Source organism: Bradyrhizobium sp. Y36 (assembly GCF_002531575.1).
Lineage (GTDB): Bacteria > Pseudomonadota > Alphaproteobacteria > Rhizobiales > Xanthobacteraceae > Bradyrhizobium.
This window is the reverse complement of sequence record NZ_NWTI01000011.1, coordinates 93,271-114,606: the sequence shown is the minus strand read 5'-3', so window position 1 is coordinate 114,606 and position 21,336 is coordinate 93,271. Positions and strand designations below refer to the sequence as shown.

The 21,336-nt window shown below is 65.6% G+C and carries 18 protein-coding genes; 4 read left to right on the top strand and 14 right to left on the bottom strand.

The window, feature by feature from the left end; genetic code table 11:
* Positions 1 to 12: 12 nt before the first annotated feature.
* Together CO669_RS19520 and CO669_RS19515 are read right to left on the bottom strand one after the other, a co-directional pair.
* The gene (locus CO669_RS19520) at positions 13 to 966 is read right to left on the bottom strand and encodes a DMT family transporter (protein ID WP_097661565.1); all 954 of its coding nucleotides are present in this window, start codon (positions 964 to 966) and stop codon (positions 13 to 15) included.
* Positions 967 to 1,002: 36 nt separating this feature from the next.
* Positions 1,003 to 1,497, bottom strand: a complete 495-nt coding sequence (locus tag CO669_RS19515; protein ID WP_097661637.1) for a Fur family transcriptional regulator — start codon at positions 1,495 to 1,497, stop codon at positions 1,003 to 1,005.
* Between the two features lie 155 nt (positions 1,498 to 1,652).
* On the opposite strand from CO669_RS19515, the gene CO669_RS19510 reads away from it, so the two are divergent.
* From CO669_RS19510 to CO669_RS19500, 3 genes are read left to right on the top strand one after another with little or no spacing between them, the layout of a single operon-like run.
* Positions 1,653 to 2,135 (top strand): MarR family winged helix-turn-helix transcriptional regulator, encoded by a 483-nt coding sequence (locus tag CO669_RS19510; protein ID WP_097661636.1) that lies wholly within the window; start codon positions 1,653 to 1,655, stop codon positions 2,133 to 2,135.
* Complete coding sequence (locus CO669_RS19505; protein WP_097661564.1) at positions 2,128 to 3,306, top strand: HlyD family secretion protein; 1,179 nt, start codon at positions 2,128 to 2,130, stop codon at positions 3,304 to 3,306. The genes CO669_RS19510 and CO669_RS19505 overlap by 8 nt, the downstream gene beginning before the upstream one ends.
* A gap of 19 nt (positions 3,307 to 3,325) precedes the next feature.
* Positions 3,326 to 4,882 carry an MDR family MFS transporter gene (locus CO669_RS19500; protein ID WP_097661563.1) on the top strand — a complete coding sequence of 519 codons (1,557 nt, stop codon included), beginning with the start codon at positions 3,326 to 3,328 and terminating at the stop codon, positions 4,880 to 4,882.
* 225 nt (positions 4,883 to 5,107) lie between these two features.
* Here CO669_RS19500 and CO669_RS19495 read toward each other — a convergent pair whose 3' ends face one another.
* The 6 genes from CO669_RS19495 to pcaF form a co-directional block, all read right to left on the bottom strand.
* Positions 5,108 to 6,199, bottom strand: coding sequence for a phosphotransferase (locus tag CO669_RS19495; protein ID WP_097661562.1), 1,092 nt, complete (start codon positions 6,197 to 6,199; stop codon positions 5,108 to 5,110).
* Between the two features lie 49 nt (positions 6,200 to 6,248).
* Complete coding sequence (locus CO669_RS19490) at positions 6,249 to 7,937, bottom strand: methyl-accepting chemotaxis protein (RefSeq protein ID WP_097661561.1); 1,689 nt, start codon at positions 7,935 to 7,937, stop codon at positions 6,249 to 6,251.
* Between the two features lie 259 nt (positions 7,938 to 8,196).
* Positions 8,197 to 8,787 (bottom strand): protocatechuate 3,4-dioxygenase subunit alpha, encoded by a 591-nt coding sequence (gene pcaG, locus CO669_RS19485; RefSeq protein WP_097661560.1) that lies wholly within the window; start codon positions 8,785 to 8,787, stop codon positions 8,197 to 8,199.
* On the bottom strand, positions 8,788 to 9,489 hold the full coding sequence (gene pcaH, locus CO669_RS19480; protein WP_097661559.1) for a protocatechuate 3,4-dioxygenase subunit beta: 702 nt from the start codon (positions 9,487 to 9,489) through the stop codon (positions 8,788 to 8,790).
* A 118-nt stretch (positions 9,490 to 9,607) separates the two neighbouring features.
* Complete coding sequence (locus CO669_RS19475) at positions 9,608 to 10,501, bottom strand: dioxygenase family protein (protein ID WP_097661558.1); 894 nt, start codon at positions 10,499 to 10,501, stop codon at positions 9,608 to 9,610.
* 121 nt (positions 10,502 to 10,622) lie between these two features.
* On the bottom strand, positions 10,623 to 11,831 hold the full coding sequence (gene pcaF / locus CO669_RS19470) for a 3-oxoadipyl-CoA thiolase (RefSeq protein ID WP_097661557.1): 1,209 nt from the start codon (positions 11,829 to 11,831) through the stop codon (positions 10,623 to 10,625).
* A gap of 340 nt (positions 11,832 to 12,171) precedes the next feature.
* On the opposite strand from pcaF, the gene mutS reads away from it, so the two are divergent.
* Complete coding sequence (mutS, locus tag CO669_RS19465; protein ID WP_097661556.1) at positions 12,172 to 14,910, top strand: DNA mismatch repair protein MutS; 2,739 nt, start codon at positions 12,172 to 12,174, stop codon at positions 14,908 to 14,910.
* 132 nt (positions 14,911 to 15,042) lie between these two features.
* Here the strand turns inward: mutS and CO669_RS19460 are convergent, their stop codons facing one another.
* The 6 genes from CO669_RS19460 to CO669_RS19435 all read right to left on the bottom strand — a co-directional run bounded on the left by CO669_RS19460 (position 15,043) and on the right by CO669_RS19435 (position 21,313).
* The gene (locus CO669_RS19460) at positions 15,043 to 16,719 is read right to left on the bottom strand and encodes a methyl-accepting chemotaxis protein (RefSeq protein WP_097661555.1); all 1,677 of its coding nucleotides are present in this window, start codon (positions 16,717 to 16,719) and stop codon (positions 15,043 to 15,045) included.
* A 200-nt stretch (positions 16,720 to 16,919) separates the two neighbouring features.
* A complete protein-coding gene (locus CO669_RS19455; RefSeq protein WP_097661554.1) occupies positions 16,920 to 17,711 on the bottom strand; it encodes a hypothetical protein in 792 nt (263 codons plus the stop codon).
* Positions 17,712 to 17,892: 181 nt separating this feature from the next.
* On the bottom strand, positions 17,893 to 18,402 hold the full coding sequence (locus CO669_RS19450; protein WP_097661553.1) for an OsmC family protein: 510 nt from the start codon (positions 18,400 to 18,402) through the stop codon (positions 17,893 to 17,895).
* Positions 18,403 to 18,455: 53 nt separating this feature from the next.
* Positions 18,456 to 19,241, bottom strand: coding sequence for an ABC transporter ATP-binding protein (locus tag CO669_RS19445; RefSeq protein ID WP_097661552.1), 786 nt, complete (start codon positions 19,239 to 19,241; stop codon positions 18,456 to 18,458).
* A gap of 4 nt (positions 19,242 to 19,245) precedes the next feature.
* Positions 19,246 to 20,091 (bottom strand): ABC transporter permease, encoded by an 846-nt coding sequence (locus CO669_RS19440; protein ID WP_198964121.1) that lies wholly within the window; start codon positions 20,089 to 20,091, stop codon positions 19,246 to 19,248.
* Between the two features lie 250 nt (positions 20,092 to 20,341).
* On the bottom strand, positions 20,342 to 21,313 hold the full coding sequence (locus CO669_RS19435; RefSeq protein ID WP_198964109.1) for an aliphatic sulfonate ABC transporter substrate-binding protein: 972 nt from the start codon (positions 21,311 to 21,313) through the stop codon (positions 20,342 to 20,344).
* Positions 21,314 to 21,336 lie beyond the last annotated feature (23 nt).

The window sequence follows — 21,336 nt, the reverse complement described above, 5'->3', positions numbered from 1 at the left end:
GGGGTCCAAATATCAGGTTTTGGTGACGTTCAGCAATGCATCAGCCGGCGCCGCGGCGACTTGGCTGGGACGGTTAACCAGAAAAAGCCCAGCAATTACAAGGAGGGCAGCCGCCCCGAATGCCAGGCTTAGGGTGTCGTGCATGATGAAATAACTACCCACCACGCCAAACAAAGGGGTGATGAAGGTAAAAGCCGACAATTTGCTGGCCGAATAGGCCTTCACCAGAGCGAACCAAAGCGTGAACGTGGTTCCAACCACCCAGATTGCCTGAAAGGCCATCAGGCCGAGCGACAGCGGCGCCGGCGTGTGCGTGATGGTCTCGCCGAACAGCCAGGCCGCCAGCCCCAGGATGGGGATCGAGGTGGCCACCTGGTAGCCCAGCGCCTTCTCGGGGGCGGCGAACCGCAGGCGTGTGCTCTTGGCGACCAGCGTGGTGGCCGCCCACAGCGCCGCACCGCCGACGATCATGAGATCGCCGAGCAGAACATGCGAATCGACATTGGGCTGCGGCACGCCGATCGCGAGTGCGACGCCGCCAAAGCTGATGGCGAGGCCCAGCCATTGCGAGGCGCCGAGCCGCTCGCCGAGCACCTGGTAGGAGCCGAGGGCGACGAAGAACGGCGCGGTGTAGAGAAACACCACCGCGCGCGAGGCCGAGGTGAGGCGCAGCCCCTGGAAGATCAGCACGAATTCGATGCCGAACATCAGCCCGGCAACCAGGCCCGGCTTCCACGTGCCGTCGTTCTCGAAGAATTTGACGCCGCGAAGCGTGCCGATGATGAACAGCACCGGCAGCGCGCCCGCCGAGCGGATGGTGGCCTGCAGCATCGGCGGGATATCAGGCATCACCAGCTTCACCGCGATCTGGTTGAATCCCCAGGTCAGGCACAGCATGAGCATCAGGGCGATGGCGCCGGCACTGAGGGGACGTGCGGCGGACGATATGGGTTGTGGTGAGGACATGTCTTCCCGAAAAACCGGCTTTGCGCCGTTGTTGCTTTATGCAGCCTTCTGACAATGAGCGCAGACGCCCGTGATCTCCACCACGGACAGCTTTGGCGCAAAGCCTGAGCTGCGCGCGGCAGCATTGAGGTCCTTGGCGAATGACGCCGAGGGGATCTCGCCGACCAGGCCGCAGCGCTCGCAGATCAGGAACGCCACCGCCGAGGTCGCATCGTGGTCATGGGCGGCACAGGCGAGATAGGCGTTGCGGCTTTCGATGCGGTGCACGAGGCCGTTGGCCATCAGGAAATCGAGCGCGCGATAGACTGTGATCGGCGCCGGCCGCGGCATGGATTTGGCAAGTTCGTCGATCACCTCATAGGCGCCGAGCGGGCGGTGGCTGGAGAGCAGCGCAGCCAAAACCTGGCGGCGAATTGGCGTGAATTTCTGCGCGCGCTGCTCGCAGACCTCCTCGGCATGCGCCAGCGCATCCGCGGTGCAGCGGCCGTGATCGTGGTCTGGTGCGGGAAAAGCCGGCTTTGCGAGGGTCATGCGGCGATATTCTAGCATTGGGGACCGGGAACCCAAAGCACGACCCGGCAAACGGCTGCCAGCCATGCTCGCGCTGCGGGACAGCCCCTGCTAATCCGCGGTGGGAATAATCGTAAGCTTGCTTATTATATTCAAGCTTATTGGAGACAAAGCTCATGACCCGCGGGTCGGTCGACCAGAATTTCCTCTTCACCCTTGGCGAGCTCTACCGCCTCTTGCGCGTCTATGCCGACAAGGAGGCGTCGCGGTTCGGCATCACCCGCGCGCAATGGGCGGTGCTGGCCAAGGTCGAGCGCAGCGAGGGCATGAAGCAGTCGGAACTCGCCGAGCTGCTCGAGATGCAGCCGATCACGCTGACGCGCCTGATCGACAAGCTCTGCGACAGCGACTGGATCGAGCGCCGCAATGATCCTTCAGACCGCCGCGTCAAGCGGCTGTATCTGAAGAAGGCCGGGCGGCAATTGCTGGGCCGGATGAGCGGGCTGAAGTCCGAGCTGACGGCCAACGCGCTGGACGGCATCACACCGGCGGACGCCCATCGCCTCCTGACCCAGCTCGAAACCATCAAGGAAAACGTGCGCACCGCGATCCAGACATCCGGCGCGGAGCAAGCGCGCAAGGAGCAGCGCTATGGCTGATCAAGTCCTCAAGTTCCAGCCCGAGCAGAAGGCCGACGGGGGCAAACCCACAAAGAAAGCCGGCACCGATCCGCGCCGTCGCCTGGTCGCGGGCCTGCGGCGTTACCGCCGCTTCCTGCTGCTGGTCGTGCTGCCGCTGACCGCCGCCATCGGCGGCCTGACCTTCTACCTCCATGGCGGCCGCTATGTCGGCACCGACGACGCCTATGTCGGCGCGCAGAAGGTGCTGGTGACGCCCGACATCTCCGGCAAGATCCTGAAGGTGGTCGTGAAGGAAGGCCAGTCGGTCAAGCGGGGCGACGAGCTGTTCGAGATCGACCCTGTTCCGTTCCGCCTGGCGGTAGAGGAGACCAAGGCGCAGCTCGCGCAGGCGCGCACGACCTATGACAACCTCGTCGCCAACATCAAGATCTATGGCGACATGCTCGGCCTTGCCCAGCAGGGCATCGATCTGAAGCAGCGCGACGTCGAGCGCAAGCAGGCGCTGGTGAAGAACAATTACGGCTCGCAGCTCGATCTCGACAACGCCTCGAATGCGCTGGTCACCGCCGGCGCGCAGGCGCAGTACATCAAGCAGCAGCTCTCCAACGCCAGGACGCAGCTGCTGGGCAATCCCGATCTGCCGCTCGAGCAATTCCCGCCCTACGCTCAGGCGAAAGCCAAGCTGGACGATGCCCAGCGCAATCTCGACCACACCGTGCTGCGCGCGCCGATGGACGGCGTGGCGACGCAGGTCGAGCAGATCCAGCTCGGCCGCTTTGTCACCGCCGGCACGCCGGTGTTCTCCATCATCGACGTCGCCCACCCCTGGGTCGACGCCAATCCGAAGGAGAGCGACCTCACCCACGTCACTGAGGGCCAGCCGGTCACGCTCGAGGTCGACGCGTTCCCGAACCACGTCTTCAAGGGCAAGATCGGCTCGCTCTCGCCCGGCACTGGTGCGCAATTCGCCATCCTGCCGCCGCAGAACGCCACCGGCAATTTCGTCAAGGTGGTGCAGCGCGTGCCGATCCGCATCTATTTCGACGAGACCGACAAATATGTGCGGAAGCTGAAGGCCGGCATGAGCGTCTACGCCACCATCGACACCGGCCATCAGCGTTCGCTCGCCGGCCTGTTCGGCCTGTCCGCGACTGCGAGCCAGGACAAAGACCAGCAAGACAAAGACTGACGAGACGAGGACTGATCGGATGTCCGGCCCCAACGCCAATTTGATGGTCCCCGGCCTGCGCCGGAACATGGTGACGATCTGCGCCATGACGGCGACCATCATGCAGGCGCTGGACACCACCATCGCCAACGTCGCCCTGCCCTACATGCAGGGCACGCTGTCGGCCTCGCAGGACCAGATCAACTGGGTGCTAACCTCCTACATCGTCGCCGCCGCGATCATGACGGCGCCGGTGGGCTGGATCGCCAACCGCTTCGGCCGCAAGCGCATCTTCATCATCTGCTCGGCCGGCTTCACCATGGCCTCGGTGCTGTGCGGCCTCGCGCAGGACATCAACCAGATGGTGCTGTTCCGCCTGCTTCAGGGCGTGTTCGGCGCGGCGCTGGTGCCGCTGTCGCAATCGGTCATGCTCGACTATTACACACTCCAGGAGCGCGCCAAGGCGATGTCGATCTGGGGCATGGGCGTGATGATGGGCCCGATCATGGGTCCGTCACTGGGCGCGTGGCTGACCGAGACCTATTCCTGGCACTGGGTGTTCTTCGTCAATTTGCCGTTCGGCGCCATCACCGTGCTCGGCCTGATCGTCTTCATGGACGAGACCGACAAGAATCTCAGCCTCAGGTTCGACTTCTTCGGCTTCGCCGCGCTGGCGGTTGCGATCGGCGCGCTGCAGCTCGCGCTCGACCGCGGCGAGCAATTGGGCTGGCTGGAATCCAACGAAATCCTCGCCGAGTTCATCGTCTCCGCCGTCGCCCTCTACTTCTTCCTCGCGCACTCCTTCACGACCTCGACGCCGTTCATCCGTTTCGCGCTGTTCAAGGACCGCAACTTCGTCACCGGTTGCATGTTCATGATCGTGATGGGGCTCGTGCTGTTCTCGACCATGGCGCTGGCCTCGCCCTACATGCAGAACGTGATCGGCTACCCCATCATCACCGCCGGCCTGTTGCTGGCGAGCCGCGGCTTCGGCACCTTCTTCGCCATGATGCTGGTCGGCCGCATGATGCGTTACTTCGAGGCGCGCACGCTGATCATCTCCGGCCTGACGCTGACCGCAGGCTCGCTGTTCCAGATGACCGGCTGGACCGACCTGACCCAGGTGCCGGAGATCGTCACCGTCAGCGTCATCCAGGGTTTCGGCTTCGGCCTCGTCTTCGTGCCGCTCTCGACCGTGGCGTTCCTGACGCTGTCGAACGATCTGCGCACCGACGGCACCGCGATGCTGACCCTGATGCGCAACGTCGCGAGCTCGGTCGGCATTTCCGTCGTCATCGCGCAGCTGACGCAGGGGACGCGGCGGACCTACGCGATCCTGTCCGAGCACATCAACCCGTTCAACCATGCCCTGCAGATGCCTGATGTCCGAGGCCTGATCAATTTGTCCACCGATGCCGGCCGCGCCATGGCCGACAGGATGGTCAGCGTGCAGGCCCAGATCATCGCCTTCGCGCACGACTACCAGCTGGTGATGATCTTCATCCTCTGCACCATCCCGCTCGCTCTGCTGATCGGCTCGACCAAGGCCACGCTGCGCAAGCAGGCAGCCGGGCCGGAACATGCGGTGATCGAGTAGCCCCGCACGATCGACACTCTCCGCTGTCGTCCCGGACAAGCGCGCCGTTCAGCGCGCGCAGATCCGGGATCCATAACCACAGGGAGACGTTTGGCGAAGGCTCGGAGTTACCCGTCTCGTGCCGAACCTCTCCCTGTGGTTATGGGTCCCTGCGTTCGCAGGGACGACACCGAGAAGGTTGAGCCGTCACCGCGCTTCACACCGCATCGAGCGAACGGCGCGGCCCTACCCCAGCAACTCCTCGCAGCCCAGATCGTCCACGGCCGCGAATATCCGCTCCAGATTATTCCACCAGATCACCGGCGGGATGTTGATGCTCCACTGCCAGACTGGCCGCGTGATCTGCCAGAGCACCGCCCAGCGGTAGTCGCGATCGAGCGCGCCGCGCGTGTAGCCGGTGATGCCGCTCTCGATCAGCGCGTCGTGGTAGAGGTTGAGCATCGCGCGTTCGAGCGCCTGCCGGCGCTCCGGATACCAGTGCATCGCCATCATGTAGGCGAGGTCGTGGGTCGGAACGTCGATGCTCCACAGGTCGAAATCGAAGATGCGCACGGTGTCGGCAACACCGGCGCGTGGCAGCAGGAAATTCCAGACATGGGCATCGCCATGGGTGATGCTGAGGTGACGGCGCGAGTGGTAGCGCTGCGACAGCAGGTCGGACCGATCGATCAGGCGGCGATAGAGGATGCGCCGCTCCTCGCTGAGGCGGTCACCGAGAGAATCGGCAAAGCGGTCGTAATGGCCCGCGAAGGTCTCCATCCGCGCCGCACTGTCCTCGGGGCTCGCCCAGGTGCCGACGCTGTCGCCGAGGCCCGGATGGTCCCACCAGGCCGCATGCCAGCGTGCGAGCGTGGAGACGATGGCGGTCGTCTGCTCGCGCGACGGCGGCAGCGGCCAAGCCGCCGCGATCTCATGGCTGTCGGTGAGATCCTCGAGCAAGAGATGCCAGGCGAGGCTGTCCTCGTCGAAATGTCCGTCGAAGCAGCGGGGCACCAGCCCCGGCGGCATGCTCGGCGTCAGTCGCGTGTAATATTCGACCTCGTGCCGGCCACCATTGGCAAGCTTCTCGGCGAAGTCGGCATTCGCGGTCTTCAGGATCAGCGATTGCGGCGCGCCGGCGGATTCGCCGACATAGCGCAGGCCGAGGCGGATGATGTGCGACACGACGGTGTCGCGCTGATGCAGCACCTTCACTTCGCGCACCGCGCCGGCATCGAGCACGCCGCCCCTGCGTAGCGCAGCCGTCAGTCGAGCCGGTTCAACGACCGCCGGCAATTGTGGAGGTGTCATGACCACGATGCCCCTGTCCCGCGCCATACTGCACGATCACGTTCCCGGGCACCAGCAGCGGGCCTCGTGCCCGGCGTCAGGCGGCCGCGGTGGAATCGCGCACCGTCCTCACCACGACTGACCGCAGCTGTTCAAGATTGGCCGCCATGCCGGCGATCGCCTGCCTGACCTCCGCGGCGCGCTCGTTCACGGACGCGGCGTCGCGGCTGACATTGCCGATCTTGGCCGAGACTTCCTTCGCCGCGGACGCCGATTCGGAAATCGACCGCGAGATCTCGCGGGTCGCCGCGTCCTGCTCTTCCATTGCGGCGGCGACCGAGGTCGCCACGCCGTCGATCTCGACGATGTGCCCGCCCATGGTCTCGACGGCGTCGACCGCAGCCTGCGTCGAGGCCTGGATCTCGGCAATCAACCGCGTGATCTCCTCGGTGGATTTGGCGGTCTGGTCCGACAGGGATTTCACTTCGGCCGCCACCACGGCGAAGCCGCGGCCGGCCTCGCCGGCGCGCGCCGCCTCGATCGTGGCGTTGAGCGCCAAAAGGTTGGTCTGCCCGGCGATGCCGCCGATGAGGTCGGAGACCTCGGCGATCTTCTTCACCGATCCGGCCAGCGACTGGATGGTCGAGCGCGCCTGCTCGCGGCCGGCGACCGCCGATTTTGTCACAGTGCTGGTCCGCAGGACCTGGCTCGCGATCTCGCGGATCGAGGCGCTCAGCTCTTCGGCCGCGGCCGAGACGGTCTGCGAGCTGCCGAGGGCCTGGGTGGAGGCTGCCGCGACCGCCTGCGACTGCGCGGAGAGCGATCTTGCGATCTCGGACAGGCTGGACGCCGCCCGCTCGACGCCTTGCGTCGCCGCGCCGGCAGTGTCGACCGAGCGGCCGGTCTCGCGTTCGACGGTCTCGGCCATCTGGTGCAGGGCGGAGCGCTTGGCCAGCGCCGCCTCCTGCTCCTGCCGCAACTGCTCCTCGCGCAGTCGGGCATTCTCGACGGCCGCCTGCTTGAACACCACGAGCGCCCCTGCCATCGAGCCGACCTCGTCCTTGCGGTCAGCGAAAGGAATGTCGGCGGCGAGATCGCCGGTCGCGAGCTTCTGCATCGTGCCCGTCATGCGCACGATCGGGCGCACCACGCCGAGGGCGACGCCGAGCAGGCCCGCGGCAACGAAGGCAAGGACGGCAGCGGAGACGCCGAGGAGGATATAGAGCATCGAGCTGTCGCGGTCCGCGGCCAGCTTCTCCATGGCGGCATTCTGCTTGTTGGCGTTCTCGACGATGCTGTCGATCACGGCGCGATGCGCGGTGTAGGCGTCCTTGAGCTGCGCATAGGCGCGCTCGGAAGCGGCCGCGTCCTTGGCCTTGAGGGCCGGCAGGAGCTGGTCCGACGCCTTCCAGAACTTCTGCACCTCGGCGTCGGACTTGGACACCAAGGCGGTCTTCAGGTCGGCCGAGAGGCTGGAGGTGAGCCAGAACGCCTTGCGTTCGTCGTAGTCCTTGCGGAGCTGGACCAGGCGTTCGCCGTGGGCCGCCAGCTGGTCCGGCTCGCGCATGGCCAGCGTCGCCTCGAGATAGGCCTCGATGACATATTCCGGCGGCGGCAGGATGTCTGCGATGAGGTCGTTGCCCAGCTTGATGTCGGAATAGAGCGGACCGCCGACCTTGAGCTCTTTCAAGGCGTACAGGCTGGTCGAAACCACGGCGGCAAAACCGATGGCGAGAACGATGCCGAACGCGACGATCGCCGAGGACAAGGACAGACGAAATTTCATGAAACATCCGGAGCAACGGCATTAAACTGCAGCCACTCTAGGCGAATACGGTAAATACCGGATTGCTTCGCGGAGGAATTGCATCGCGCGAACCCCGCAGAATTACGGGATTTGGACGTCGCGCTATCGGTATTTGAGTCAGCGAGGCTGACGCACACGCGTGCGGGAGAGACGTTTCGGCCTGAGACAACGCGGCCGCTCCGTCGATGCGCCGGGTGATACAGGGTGCCGAGGAGAGACCTCCCCGGCACGCATGGCCTCACACGTCGAAGAACACCGTCTCGTTGTCGCCCTGGAGCCGCAGGTCGAGCCGGTAGACCGGCTTGCCGGCGTCCCGCACGGCGGTCAGCGTGGCGCGGCGATCGGCGGGCACCAGCCCCAGCACGGGATCGGCGGCGTTGCCGGCCTCGTCGCTGAAATAGATGCGGGTGTAGAGATGCCGCAGCATGCCGCGGCCGAACACCGCGAGCAGGATGTGCGGCGCCTGCGGCTTGCCGTCGGGATCCGGCACCGCGCCCGGCTTGATGGTCTCGAAGGCGTAATTGCCGTCCTTGTCGGTGCCGCAGCGGGCAAAGCCGCGGAAGCTCGCATTCGGCAGCGCGCGCTTGTCCTGCGGGTCGGCAAAGCGGCCCTGCGCGTCCGCCTGCCAGATCTCCAGCATGCAATCCGGCACGGCAACGCCGTCGCCGTCGAACACGCGGCCCTCGATGCGGATACGGTCGCCGGTGACGTCGGGCGTCAGCGTCGAATTGGTGAATGCGTCGTTCCAGGCGTACTCGCCGGTCGGCGTCAGGCCGTACTTGAAGAACGGGCCGACGGTCTGCGACGGCGTGATCCCATTATCCTGCACTTAGCTGTTCTCCATGGGGGTGGCGTTCTTGCCGCGCAGCACGATGTCAAACCGGTAGCACAGCGCCCATTCGGGCTGGGTGTTCTCGAGATCGAACGAGGAGACCATCCGCGCCCTCGCCTTCTCGTCCGGCACCGAGTTGAAGATCGGATCGAACGGAAACAGCGGATCGTTCGGGAAGTACATCTGCGTCACCAGGCGCGTGACGAAGGAATGACCGAACACCGACAGATGGATGTGCGCGGGCCGCCACGCATTGTGGTGGTTGCCCCAGGGATAGGCGCCCGGCTTGATGCTGACGAAGCGGTAGTAGCCGGCAGCATCGCTCACGGTGCGGCCGGCGCCCGTGAAGTTCGGATCGAGCGGGGCCGGATGCTGGTCGCGGACATGGACGTAGCGGCCGCAGGAATTGGCCTGCCAGATCTCGACCAGCGAGTTCGGCACGCCGCGACCGTCCTCGTCGCGCACATGACCATGGACGATGATGCGCTCGCCGATCGGCTCGCCCGCGTGCTGGGTGGTGAGATCGTTATCGCCCTTGCGCACGGTCTCATGGCCGTAGACCGGCCCGGTCAGCTCGGACAACGTATGGCGCATCGGGATCAAGGGCTTGTTCGGCGCGCGCTTGATCGAGCTCTTGTAGTCGGGCGACAGCGGCAGCGGATGCGCCTTGTTGCTGTCGGTGGGATAGATGAATGTCATAGGCGAACTCCTCCCCGGCCATTTTCGGTCCGGCCGGACAACTTCCGCCAATCATTATAGGATATAACTAATTTGGGGAAGCGGGTTTGGCGGCCATGCCGCGCCCGGCAGGCCCGCGCTATTTGATCGGCGGACGCGGCAGCACGGCCTCCCCGGCTTCGAGCCGGTAGGTGTGGTCGAGCGAATACCAGGGCGTGGCGACGTCGGGCGCGGTCGGATGCGGCGTGTCGTGGCGCTGGAACTTGCCGATCAGCGCCTGCGTCACGCCGAACTGCACGTCGCTGTCGATATGCGGGTCAGCGGGATCGTAGACCTGCGAGATCAGCACCTTGAATCCGGGCTTGAAGATCAGGGCATGCAGATGCGCGGGCCGATAGGGATGCCGGCTTTGCGCCTCGAGCAGGCGGCCGACCACGCCATTGGTCGGAATGGGATAGCCGACCATCATCACCGAACGAAAGGAAAAGCGTCCATCCGCATCGGTCGCGAACTTGCCGCGCAGGTTCATGTCGGCCTGCTCGGGGTCCTGGTTCTCGTAGAGGCCCACCGGCGAGGCGTGCCAGACATCGACCTCAGCCCCGGCGACGGGACGGCCGTCCCTGTCGACGACGCGGGCGCTGACGAACAGCGGCGCGCCCGGCGTGTCAGAACGCACGATCGATCCGCCGTTCTCGACCCGCGGCGAGTTCAGCCGCCAGAACGGCCCGAGCAGCGACTGATCGGTCTCCGTATTGCCCTGGTCGCCATTGTTGAGCAGGCACACCAGCGGCGAGACGCCGAGCGAACCCGCCATCAGCACGACTTCATTATGGCTGTCGGTGGTCAGCTTGCCGAGCTCGGCGATGACGGCGGTCGCGTCGCGAAACTCTTTCTCGGTCAGGCGGACGTCGCGGACGAAGCCATGCAAATGCTTGACCAGGGAGACCATGATCTGGCGCAGCCGCGGATCCGACGTCCGCTCCATCACCGCCAGCGCCGCGGCCGTGACGTCCTGCTCGCGCTCGATGATCATGCTCGTCTCCCAGCCACCCGGTCGTTCCGGGGCGCGAGTGAAACGAGCGAACCCGGAACCTCGATATCCCGGGTTCAGCCCTGTCGGGCTGCCCCGGGAAGACGAGACGCTACGCGCCCCGTCAGTTCAGCTTCTCGATCGCAACGGCGACGCCCTGGCCGACGCCGACGCACATGGTGGCGAGCGCGAGCTTGCCGCCGCGCTTCTCCATGCCGTGGACGGCGGTGAGCGCGAGGCGCGCGCCGCTCATGCCGAGGGGATGGCCGAGCGCGATGGCGCCGCCATGCGGGTTGACGAAATCGGCATCGTCGGCGACGCCGAGCTGGCGCATGCAGGCGATGCCCTGCGAGGCGAAGGCCTCGTTCAGCTCGATCAGGTCGAAATCGCCGATCTTCTTGCCGAGACGCTCCATCAGCTTGCGGGTCGCCGGCACCGGGCCGATGCCCATGATGCGCGGCGGCACGCCGGCCGAGGCGAGGCCGAGGATACGGGCGCGCGGCGTCAGGCCGTGCTTCTTCACCGCAGCTTCGGACGCGAGGATCATCGCGGCCGCGCCGTCATTGACGCCGGAGGCGTTGCCGGCGGTCACCGTGCCGGGATTGCGCACGATCGGCTTCAGCTTGGCGAGGCCTTCCAGCGTGGTCTCGGGACGCGGATGCTCGTCCTTGTCGACCGTGATCGGGCCGGCCTTGCCACCGGGAATGGTGATCGGGATGATCTCTTCCGCGAAATAGCCGGCGGCGATCGCCTTACCCGCGCGCTGCTGCGAGCGGATCGCGAAGGCGTCCTGGTCGGCGCGCGAGACCTGGAATTCCTCGGCGACGTTCTCGCCGGTTTCCGGCATCGCGTCGACGCCGTATTGCGCCTTCAAGAGCGGATTGATGAAGCGCCAGCCGATCGTGGTGTCGAAGATCTCGGCGGAGCGCGAGAAGGCCTCCTGCGCCTTGCCCATCACGAAGGGCGCGCGCGTCATGGACTCGACGCCGCCGGCGATTGCCAGCTCGATCTCGCCGGAGCGGATGGCGCGGCCTGCCGCACCGACCGCATCGAGGCCGGAGGCGCAGAGCCGATTCAGCGTCTGGCCGGGAACCGAATCCGGCAGTCCCGCCAGCAGCAGCGCCATGCGCGCGACGTTGCGGTTGTCCTCGCCGGCCTGGTTGGCGCAGCCGAAGAAGACCTCGTCCACCTGCGCCCAATCGAGATTGGGGTGCTTGGCCATCAGCCCCTTGATCGGGGCCGCCGCGAGATCGTCAGCACGCACCTTGGCGAGCGAGCCGCCGAAACGGCCGATCGGGGTCCGCACGGCATCGCAGATAAAGACGTCACGCATCGTTGTTCTCCCTGAATGCCGCGGTTCGGCCAGAATTCTTCAATGTCGGCGGAGTTTTAGGAGCGCGCCCGCGGCAGGTCAATTGACGGTTTCGCGGGTGGCATATTCGACTGGATGCCGTGAAACTCAGCCGTCATTCCGGGGCGCCCGGAGCGCGAGCCCGGAATCCATAACCACAAGCCGGGGTTATGGATTCCGGGCCTGCGCCTGCCGGCGCATCCCGGAATGACGACTGAATATGTTGCACTCGTTATCCCATCGTGCGGACAACGTGGAAAACCTTCCCTTCCCGGCCAAAGCGATAGGAGCAGGAGGTGAAATTTTGTAGGTTGCGCCGCCCATGACCATGCAACAGCCGATCCCCGTTCCGCCCCCCGACGAAACGCCCGCACTCCAGGCGGAAGCCACCGCGCGCGTCACGCCGATGATGGAACAGTACCTGGAGATCAAGGCGGCGCATCAGGGCTTGCTGCTGTTCTACCGGATGGGCGATTTCTACGAATTGTTCTTCGAGGACGCCGAGATCGCCTCCAGGACGCTCGGCATCGTCCTGACCAAGCGCGGCAAGCATCAAGGCGCCGACATCCCGATGTGCGGCGTGCCGGTCGAGCGATCCGAGGATTATCTGCACCGCCTGATCTCGGCCGGCCACCGGGTCGCCGTCTGCGAGCAAACCGAGGATCCCGCCGCCGCCAAGGCGCGCGGTAACAAGAGCGTCGTGCGCCGCGGCGTGGTGCGGCTGGTCACGCCGGGCACGCTGACCGAGGACACGCTGCTCGATGCGCGCGCCAACAACTATCTGCTGGCGATCGCGCGGGCCCGCTCCTCCGCGGGCGGCGACCGCTTCGGCCTCGCCTGGATCGACATCTCGACCGCCGAATTCATGGTCACCGAATGTTCGGGCGGCGAGCTGGCCGCGACGCTGGCGCGCATCAACCCGAACGAGGCCATCGTCACCGACGCGCTCTATGGCGACAACGAGCTCGGACAGACCCTGCGCGAGCTGCCGGCAGTGACGCCGCTGACCCGCGACGTGTTCGACGGCGCCACCGCCGAAAAGCGCCTGTGCGACTATTTCGCGGTCGCGACCATGGACGGCCTCGCGCAGCTCACGCGTCTCGAAGCCACCGCCGCGGCCGCCGCCGTCACCTATGTCGACCGCACCCAGGTCGGCAAGCACCCGCCGCTGTCGCCGCCCGCGCGCGAAGCCTCGGGCGCGACGATGGCGATCGATCCGGCCACCCGCGCCAACCTCGAGCTGACGCGGACGCTCGCCGGCGAGCGCCGTGGCTCGCTGCTCGACGCGATCGACTGCACGGTGACCTCAGCCGGCTCGCGCCTGCTGGCGCAGCGGCTGGCCGCACCGCTGACGGACGCGCCCGCCATCGCGCGACGGCTCGATGCGGTCGGCACGTTCGTTGCCGATTCAGCCGCGCGCGAGGACATCCGCAGCATATTGCGCGGCGCGCCCGACATGTCGCGGGCGCTGGCCCGTCTCTCGGTCGGCCGCGGCGGTCCGCGCGACCTCGCCGGGCTCCGCGACGGCATCATCGCCGCCGACCAGGCGTTGGCGCGACTTGGCGAATTGGATCAGCCGCCGCAGGAGATCGTCGCGGTGATGGCCGCGCTGCAAAGGCCCTCGCGCGAGCTCGCATCTGAATTTGCCAGCGCGCTCGACGAGCAGCTCCCGCTGATCAAGCGCGACGGCGGCTTCGTTCGACAGGGCTATGAGCCGGCGCTCGACGAAGCCCGAAACCTGCGCGACGCCTCGCGCCTCGTGGTCGCCTCGATGCAGGCGCGCTATGCCGACCACACGGGCGTGAAGGGCCTCAAGATCCGGCACAACAACGTGCTCGGCTATTTCGTCGAGGTCACCGCGCAGCACGGCGACAAGCTGATGTCGGCGCCGCTGAACGCGACCTTCATCCATCGCCAGACGCTGGCCGGCCAGGTGCGCTTCACGACGTCGGAGCTCGGCGAGATCGAAGCCAAGATTGCCAATGCCGGCGACCGCGCGCTCGGGCTCGAACTCGAGATTTTCGAGCGACTCTGCGCCAAGGCGCTCGAGATCAGCGACGATCTGCGCGCGGCGGCGCAAGGTTTTGCACTGCTCGACGTCGCGACATCGCTGGCCAAGCTGGCGATCGACGAGAACTACGTCCGGCCCGAGGTGGATTCTTCGCTCGCCTTCGCGATCGAAGCCGGCCGCCATCCGGTGGTCGAGCAGGCCCTGAAGCGCAGCGGCGAGCCGTTCATCGCCAATGCCTGCGACCTTTCACCGGCGCCAGCGCAAAAATCCGGCCAGCTCTGGCTGCTCACCGGCCCCAACATGGCCGGCAAATCGACCTTCCTGCGCCAGAACGCGCTGATTGCTCTTCTTGCTCAGATCGGGAGTTTCGTGCCGGCGACGCGAGCGCGGATCGGCATCGTCGACCGCCTGTTCTCGCGCGTCGGCGCTGCCGACGACCTCGCCCGCGGCCGCTCCACCTTCATGGTGGAGATGGTCGAGACCGCGGCGATCCTCAACCAGGCCGGCGAGCGCGCGCTGGTGATCCTGGATGAGATCGGCCGCGGCACCGCGACCTTCGACGGCCTCTCGATTGCCTGGGCCGCGATCGAGCATTTGCACGAGAGCAACCGCTGCCGCACCTTGTTCGCGACGCATTATCACGAGCTGACAGCGCTTTCCGCCAAGCTGCCGCGCATGTTCAATGCGACGGTACGGGTCAAGGAATGGCAGGGCAATGTCATATTCCTGCACGAGGTGTTGCCGGGCTCGGCCGATCGCTCCTATGGCATTCAGGTGGCGAAGCTCGCCGGCCTTCCGCCGGCCGTGATCACGCGCGCGAAATCCGTGCTGTCCAAGCTGGAGGCGCAGGACCGCGGCCAGACCGCGCGCGCCCTGGTGGACGATCTGCCGCTGTTTGCAGTGCCCTCGCGCGCCGCCGCAGAAGCGGCGCCGCCGAGCGAAGCGGAGCTGCTGATGGAAGCCGTGAAGGCGCTGCACCCCGACGAGATGTCGCCGCGCGAGGCGCTCGATGCGCTCTATGCGCTGAAGGCCAAGCTGCCGAAGCCGTGAGGCGACGGGGCAGTGCCGTAGGGTGGGCAAAGCGAAGCGCGCCCACGCATTTTTCGCGATCGAGAGAGATGGTGGGCACGGCGCGCGAAGTACGCGCGCCTTTGCCCACCCTACGATTCCCGAGCGCTGAGCTTACGCCCTTGCCGCGATCGCCGCGGCTTCCGCGGCGGCGCGCTGCATGCTGGTCGACATTTCGTTCGTCACCGTGCTCTGCTCCTCGATGGCGGCCGCAGTCGAGGTCACGTATTCGCTGACATTGTTGATCGCCTGCTTGATCGAGCCGAGCGCGCTGACGACGTCGCCTGAGATGCCGTTGAGGCTGCCGATCTCCTGGCCGATCTTGTCGGTGGCTTGCTTGGCCTGGTTGGCGAGGCTCTTCACTTCGGAGGCGACCACCGCGAAGCCGCGGCCGGCCTCGCCGGCGCGGGCGGATTCGATCGTCGCGTTCAGCGCGAGCAGGTTGATCTGCCCGGTGATGTTGTTGATGAGCTCGACGATGCCGCTCATCGCCTGGGCGGCTTCAGTGAGCCGCTGGGCCTGCGCGTCCGCGGAGGCGACCTGATCCACCGCGCTCATTGCGGTTTCGCGGGATTTGGTCATCGCTTCGGAGATCTCCCGCACCGAGGCGTTCAGCTCTTCCGAGCCGGCCGCGACCGATTCCATCATGCCGCGGACCCGCTCGTTGCCCATGCGGACCAGCACCTGCTTGGTGACGTCGGTCGCATATTTCACGACCTTGAACGGCTTGCCGTTGAGGTCGAGGATCGGATTGTAGGAAGCCTGAATGTAGACCTCCTTGCCGCCCTTGCCGATGCGCTTGTATTCGGCCGCCTGGTACTGGCCGCGATTGAGCGCAGCCCAGAACTCGCGATAGCCGCTGCCGTCGCGCTCCGACGCCTCGACGAACATGCTGTGGTGCTTGCCCTTGATCTCGGCCAGCGAATAGCCGAGCGCGCCGAGGAAGTTGGCGTTTGCGGTGATGATCGTGCCGTCCATGTTGAACTCGATCACGGCCTGGGCCTTGTCGATCGCCGAGATCTGGCCGGCGAGATCGGCGTTCTTCAGCTTCTGCGCGGTGACGTCGATCGCAAACTTCACGACCTTGAAGGGCTTGCCCTTCTCATCGAAGACCGGATTGTACGAGGCCTGGATCCAGACCTCCTTGCCGCCCTTCCCGATGCGCTTGTATTCGGCCGCCTGGTATTCGCCGCGATTGAGCGCGGCCCAGAATTCGCCGTAGGCGGCGCTGTCGCGCTCTGACGGCTCGACGAAGATGCTGTGGTGCTTGCCCTTGATCTCGCCCAGCGAATAGCCGAGCGCACCGAGGAAGTTGGCATTCGCATTGATGATCGTGCCGTCCATGTTGAACTCGATGACGGCCTGCGAGCGGTTCGCGGCGGCGACTTGCGCGCCGAAGTCGAGGTTCTGCAGGCGGATCGAGGCATCAGACCATTCCACCACGACTCCCGCCCGGCTGCCGTCCTCGCCCTTGACGGGCGTGGCAACGAGGTCGAATTTGTGTTCGCCGATCTGGATCGTCGCGCGATGCACCGCGTTGAGGCTCGCCAGCATCTGACGCTGATGCTTGGGATTCTTGTGGAACACGTCGATGTTGGTCCCGACCAGCGTGTTCACGTTGAAGTGCGGAAGTTCTTTCTTGAGATCGGCCTCGGCAGCGCGAAGCAATTCCGTCACGGCGTTGTTCATGTAGACAATGTTGAGGTCGTTATCCGCGACCATCAGGTTGGCACTCACGACCTTGGCGGCCATCAACGTCAATGCATCGGAATTCGACTTGCGCTTGAACATAAATTTCTCCGTATCAATCCGGTTGTGCATTGATGCGCACCGTAACTTTACGGGACGCGATGACGTATTGAGCACTGGACGGGAACTAACGACCCACCTTAGCCAACAAGTTCAAACAAATTTCTAATATGCTTATCGAAAATCAGTGGGGAGCGGCGTGCGCCGTCGCAATCGGCCACTTCCGCTCAATGCGCGACCCTTTACCGCTTAACACGCCGGCCGATTCCCCACAGCGTCAGATTCCAGACGATGCAGGTGCCGAGCGCGAGACACAGTCCGACGACGGAGCCGAACGCCACCACTGCAACGTGCAAGACGGCGATCGCCGTGCCGAATCCGAGCAAACCCCAGGCGGAGTTGGCGAGCACGGCGGCGGTCGGTCGGCCGCCGATGCGTGGATGCAGGATCACCATGATGCTGGTGAACACCACCGGATATAGCGCGATGATGCCACTGATGCGCGGGCCGACCCAACCCGAGGTTGAGACAACGATCGCGACCAGCGTCGCGACCAAGGCAGCCCGCATCGGCACGTCGTACCAGCGCCGCGTCACCAGCGGCATTTTCACGTAGCGATAGCGCGCCAGCAGCGGGATGCAGATGCCGAAGGCGATCAGATTTGCAGCGAGTCCCGCGGTGAGCGGCCAGTCGAACTGACGGATGATCGAAGCCAGCACGATCCAGACCGCGACCGCGCTTCCACCACTCACCAGAAGAGTGTGCCGCTGCGCCAGCACGACGTAAGTGAGGCACATGAAGATCGTCGCCGCATTGATCGGAAGACTTGCGAGCGAGCCTTGCGCGATGAAGGCGGCGTCGTGGTCGAGTGCGAGGAAGACGTAGGAAGGGCCGGCCGAGATCGGCAAGGTCGCGACCAGCGCGCCGATCACCGGACCGGCGCGTTCGGTGATGATCGACGCCGTCACGACGAACGCCGCCGAGATCGCCATGCGCAGGAGGAGGATGAGGAGGAAGTGAAGGTCGAGGGACATTTTTGTTTTGTCGTCCCGGGCAAGCGGAGCGCAGATCCGGATAGAAGGCATTTTGTCCGTCATTCCGGGGCGCGCGAAGCGCGAGCCCGGAATCCATAACCACAGGCCGTGATTGTTCTGGAAGGCTGGAGCTACGACGGTCCTAGATCACGGCACCGATTGTCAGGCTGCGGTCGTCGCCTCACATCCGCTGCATCGACACCGAGACCTTCGGACCGTTCTTGATGGTCTGGTAGACCACGCAATAGCGCTCGGTGAGCTTCAGCAGGAGATCGAGCTTGTCTTGCGGCGCGTCGGTGTCGACCTCGAAGCGCAGGCGGATCTCGGCAAAGCCGACCGGGGTCTCCTTGTCGACGCCGAGCGTGCCACGGAAATCGAGATCGCCCTCGGCATAGACGTTCCCGGTCTTGAGCGGCACCTCGATCGCGGTCGCGACAGATTTCAGCGTGACACCGGCACAGGCGACCAGGGCTTCCAGGAGCATATCGCCCGAGCAGAGCTCGAGGCCGGAACCGCCGGTCGCCGGATGCAGGCCCGCCATTGCGATGGCGCGGCCGGTCTCGACCTTGCAGGCGATGCCTTCGCTATCGGTGGAGCCCTTGGCCTTCAGGGTGATCAGTGCGGTCTTGGGATCGGTCTTGTAGCGCTCCTTGATCGGAGCCTGCATCTGGCGCAGTTGGGCGGCGTCCATGTTGTTCTCTCCCGGGAAATTGCCCTCCGATGTACCGGCTCGGAGGGACATTGTCACCACCACATGGCCTGCCCGGGACCCTGGGTTGCGTCACGGTCGGGCACGCTGCGATCGAGCGAACGGTCGAGTGACGTCAGCACACTTCGCTTGAAGTTCTCGAATAGCGGCGAATGACGGTCGCGCGGGCGGGCGAGATTGATCTCGATCTGGTCGAACAGCCGGCCCGGCCGCGGCCGCATCACCAGCACGCGATCGGCCAGCACCACGGCTTCATCCACGTCATGCGTGACGAGGATCAAGGTCGGGCGCGTGTCGGCCCAGAGGTCGAGCAGATGATCCTGCAGGTCGCGGCGGGTGAAGGCGTCGAGCGCGGAGAACGGCTCGTCGAGCAGGAGCACTTCAGGCTGCGGCACCAGCGCGCGGGCGATCGCCACGCGCTGCGCCTGCCCGCCGGAGAGCTCGCGCGGCCAGGCCTGCGCCTTGTCGGCCAGCCCGACGCGCTCGAGCGCACGCGCCACCTTCTCGCGGCGCTCCGGGGCAGCCAGGTCGGCGAGGCCAAAACCGATATTGTCGGCGACGCTGAGCCAGGGCAGCAGCCGCGGCTCCTGGAAGATGATGCCGATCTTGGCGTGCGGCGAGGCAATCGCCTCATTGTCGAGCGTCACCGTGCCCGAGCTGGCGCGATCGAGCCCGGCGATGGCGCGGAGCAATGTCGACTTGCCGCAGCCGGAGCCGCCGATGATGGCGATGATCTCGCCCTGCCTGATCTCGGCGGAGAAGCGGGCGAGCGCCGCGACGCCGTTGGGATAGGTCTTGCTGACCCGGTCGAGCGCCAGCATCGCATTACGCTCCCTTTGCCCGGCCGAAGGCGTCCTGCCAGCGCAGGAACGGCGCGGCGGCGACCTCGATCAGCCAGTCCGTGAGCTTGCCGAGGATCGCGAAGATCACGATGGCGGCCAGGATCTGCGCGGGCTTGCCGAGCTGCTGGCCGTCGAGCAGGAGATAGCCGAGGCCTTCGGAAGCGCCGATCAGCTCCGCCGCCACCACGAACATCCAGCCGAGACCGAGCCCGACGCGCAAGGAAACCACATAGGCCGGCAGCACGGCGGGCAAGAGGATGCGGCGGATCATCGCAAAGCCCGAGAGGCGGAAGGTGCGGCCGACCTCGACGATCTTGCGGTCGACCGAGAGGATCGCGCCCATCACCCCCAAATAGACCGGGAAGAACACGCCGACCGCGATCAGCACCACCTTCGAGGTCTCGAAAATGCCGAGCCAGAGAATGAACAATGGCACCCAGGCGAGCGAGGGGATCGCGCGCAAGGCTTGTACGGTGGGGTCAAGAAGCCGCCGCGCCAGCGACCAATAGCCGGAGACGGCGCCCAGCAGCGTGCCCGCGACCACGCCGAAGGCAAAGCCGAGCGAGACGCGCCACAGCGTCGCCACGATGTGACGGACCAGCTCGCCGGAGCGGGCGAGCTCGGCGATGGTGGCAAACACGCGCGAGGGCGGCGGCACCAGCCGGCCATTGGACCAGCCGAGCCAGACAACGAGCTCCCAGCCGAGCGCGAGCGTCAGCGGCAGAAGCAACCCCAGCAGCGGCCGCGCATAGCGGGCAACGCGCGACGGCGCAGCAGCGCTTTCGGCCGGTTCTGAAGTCTGTTGCAAGGCTGGCGCGTCGGAGATCATGGCCATTAGCAAGCGCGTCTGGACGGGGAATGCAACACCACTATTGCCGCGCCTCCGCCGTCGTCCCGGACAAGCGCGCCCCAAGCGCGCGCAGATCCGGGATCCATAACCACAGGAAGGCATGGTTGCGGGGACTCGCAGTGACCGTCTTCGCCTCAAACCACTCCCTGTGGCTATGGGTCCCGGGTTCGCTTCGCGCCCCGGGACGACGGCGGAGTGTGGTGCGCGCGCTTGCCTCTTCCTTGCCCAACTAATTCGTCGGCAGCGGGACCTGGTCGTCGATCAGGGCATCCAGCGTCGCCTTGACGTCGACCTTGGCATCGACGACGCCGGCCTGCTGCAACGCAAGGCCTGCCGCGAGGATCGACTCGCGCTGAGGCGAGCCGATGCGGCTGTGGGTGAGCTCGGTGCGCTCCTTGAGCTGCTTGTCGACGACGGCTTCGGGAAGCTTGGTCACCGCAATGAAGGTCTTCTTCAGCTCGTCGTAATTCGCCAGCGAATACTTCCGCGCCTCCTCGTACACCGCGAGCACACGGCGGGCGGCGTCGGGATAATCCTTCAGGAACTGCTCGCGCACATTGAGAATGCCCCATGTATTGGCGTCGGCCTTGCGGTAGAACAGCTTTGCGCCCTCCTCGACCTCGGCCTGCGCCATCATGGGGTCGAGACCGGCCCAGGCGTCGACGTCGCCGCGGATCAGCGCAGTCTTGCCGTCGGCATGCTGCAGAAGCACCGGCGTGATGTCCTTTTCGGTGAGGCCCGCCCCTAACAGCGCACGCACCAGGAAGATGTGCGGATCGGTGCCGCGCGTCACCGCGACGCGCTTGCCCTTGAGGTCGGCCACGCCGGCGATCTTGGAATCCCTTGATGTCACCAGCGCGGTCCATTCGGGACGCGAATACACATAGATCGACTTGATCGGGTTGCCGTTGATCTTCGCCACCAGCGCCGCCGAGCCCGCCGTCGAGCCGAAATCGATCGAGCCGGCATTGAGGAATTCGAGCGCCTTGTTGGAGCCGGCCGACTGCACCCAGGTGACGGTGATGCCGTCCTTGGCGAATTCCTTCTCCAGCAGGCCCTTCTGCTTCAGGACCATCGACACCGGATTGTAAGTCGCCCAGTCGATGCGGATCTCCTTGAGTGCATCTGCCGCCTTAGCCGCAGGCGTCATGGCGAGCGCCACCGCTCCTGCCAACAGAATGCGCCGTGAAATTTTGGTCATGCCCAGCCTCCTCCAAAACTTCA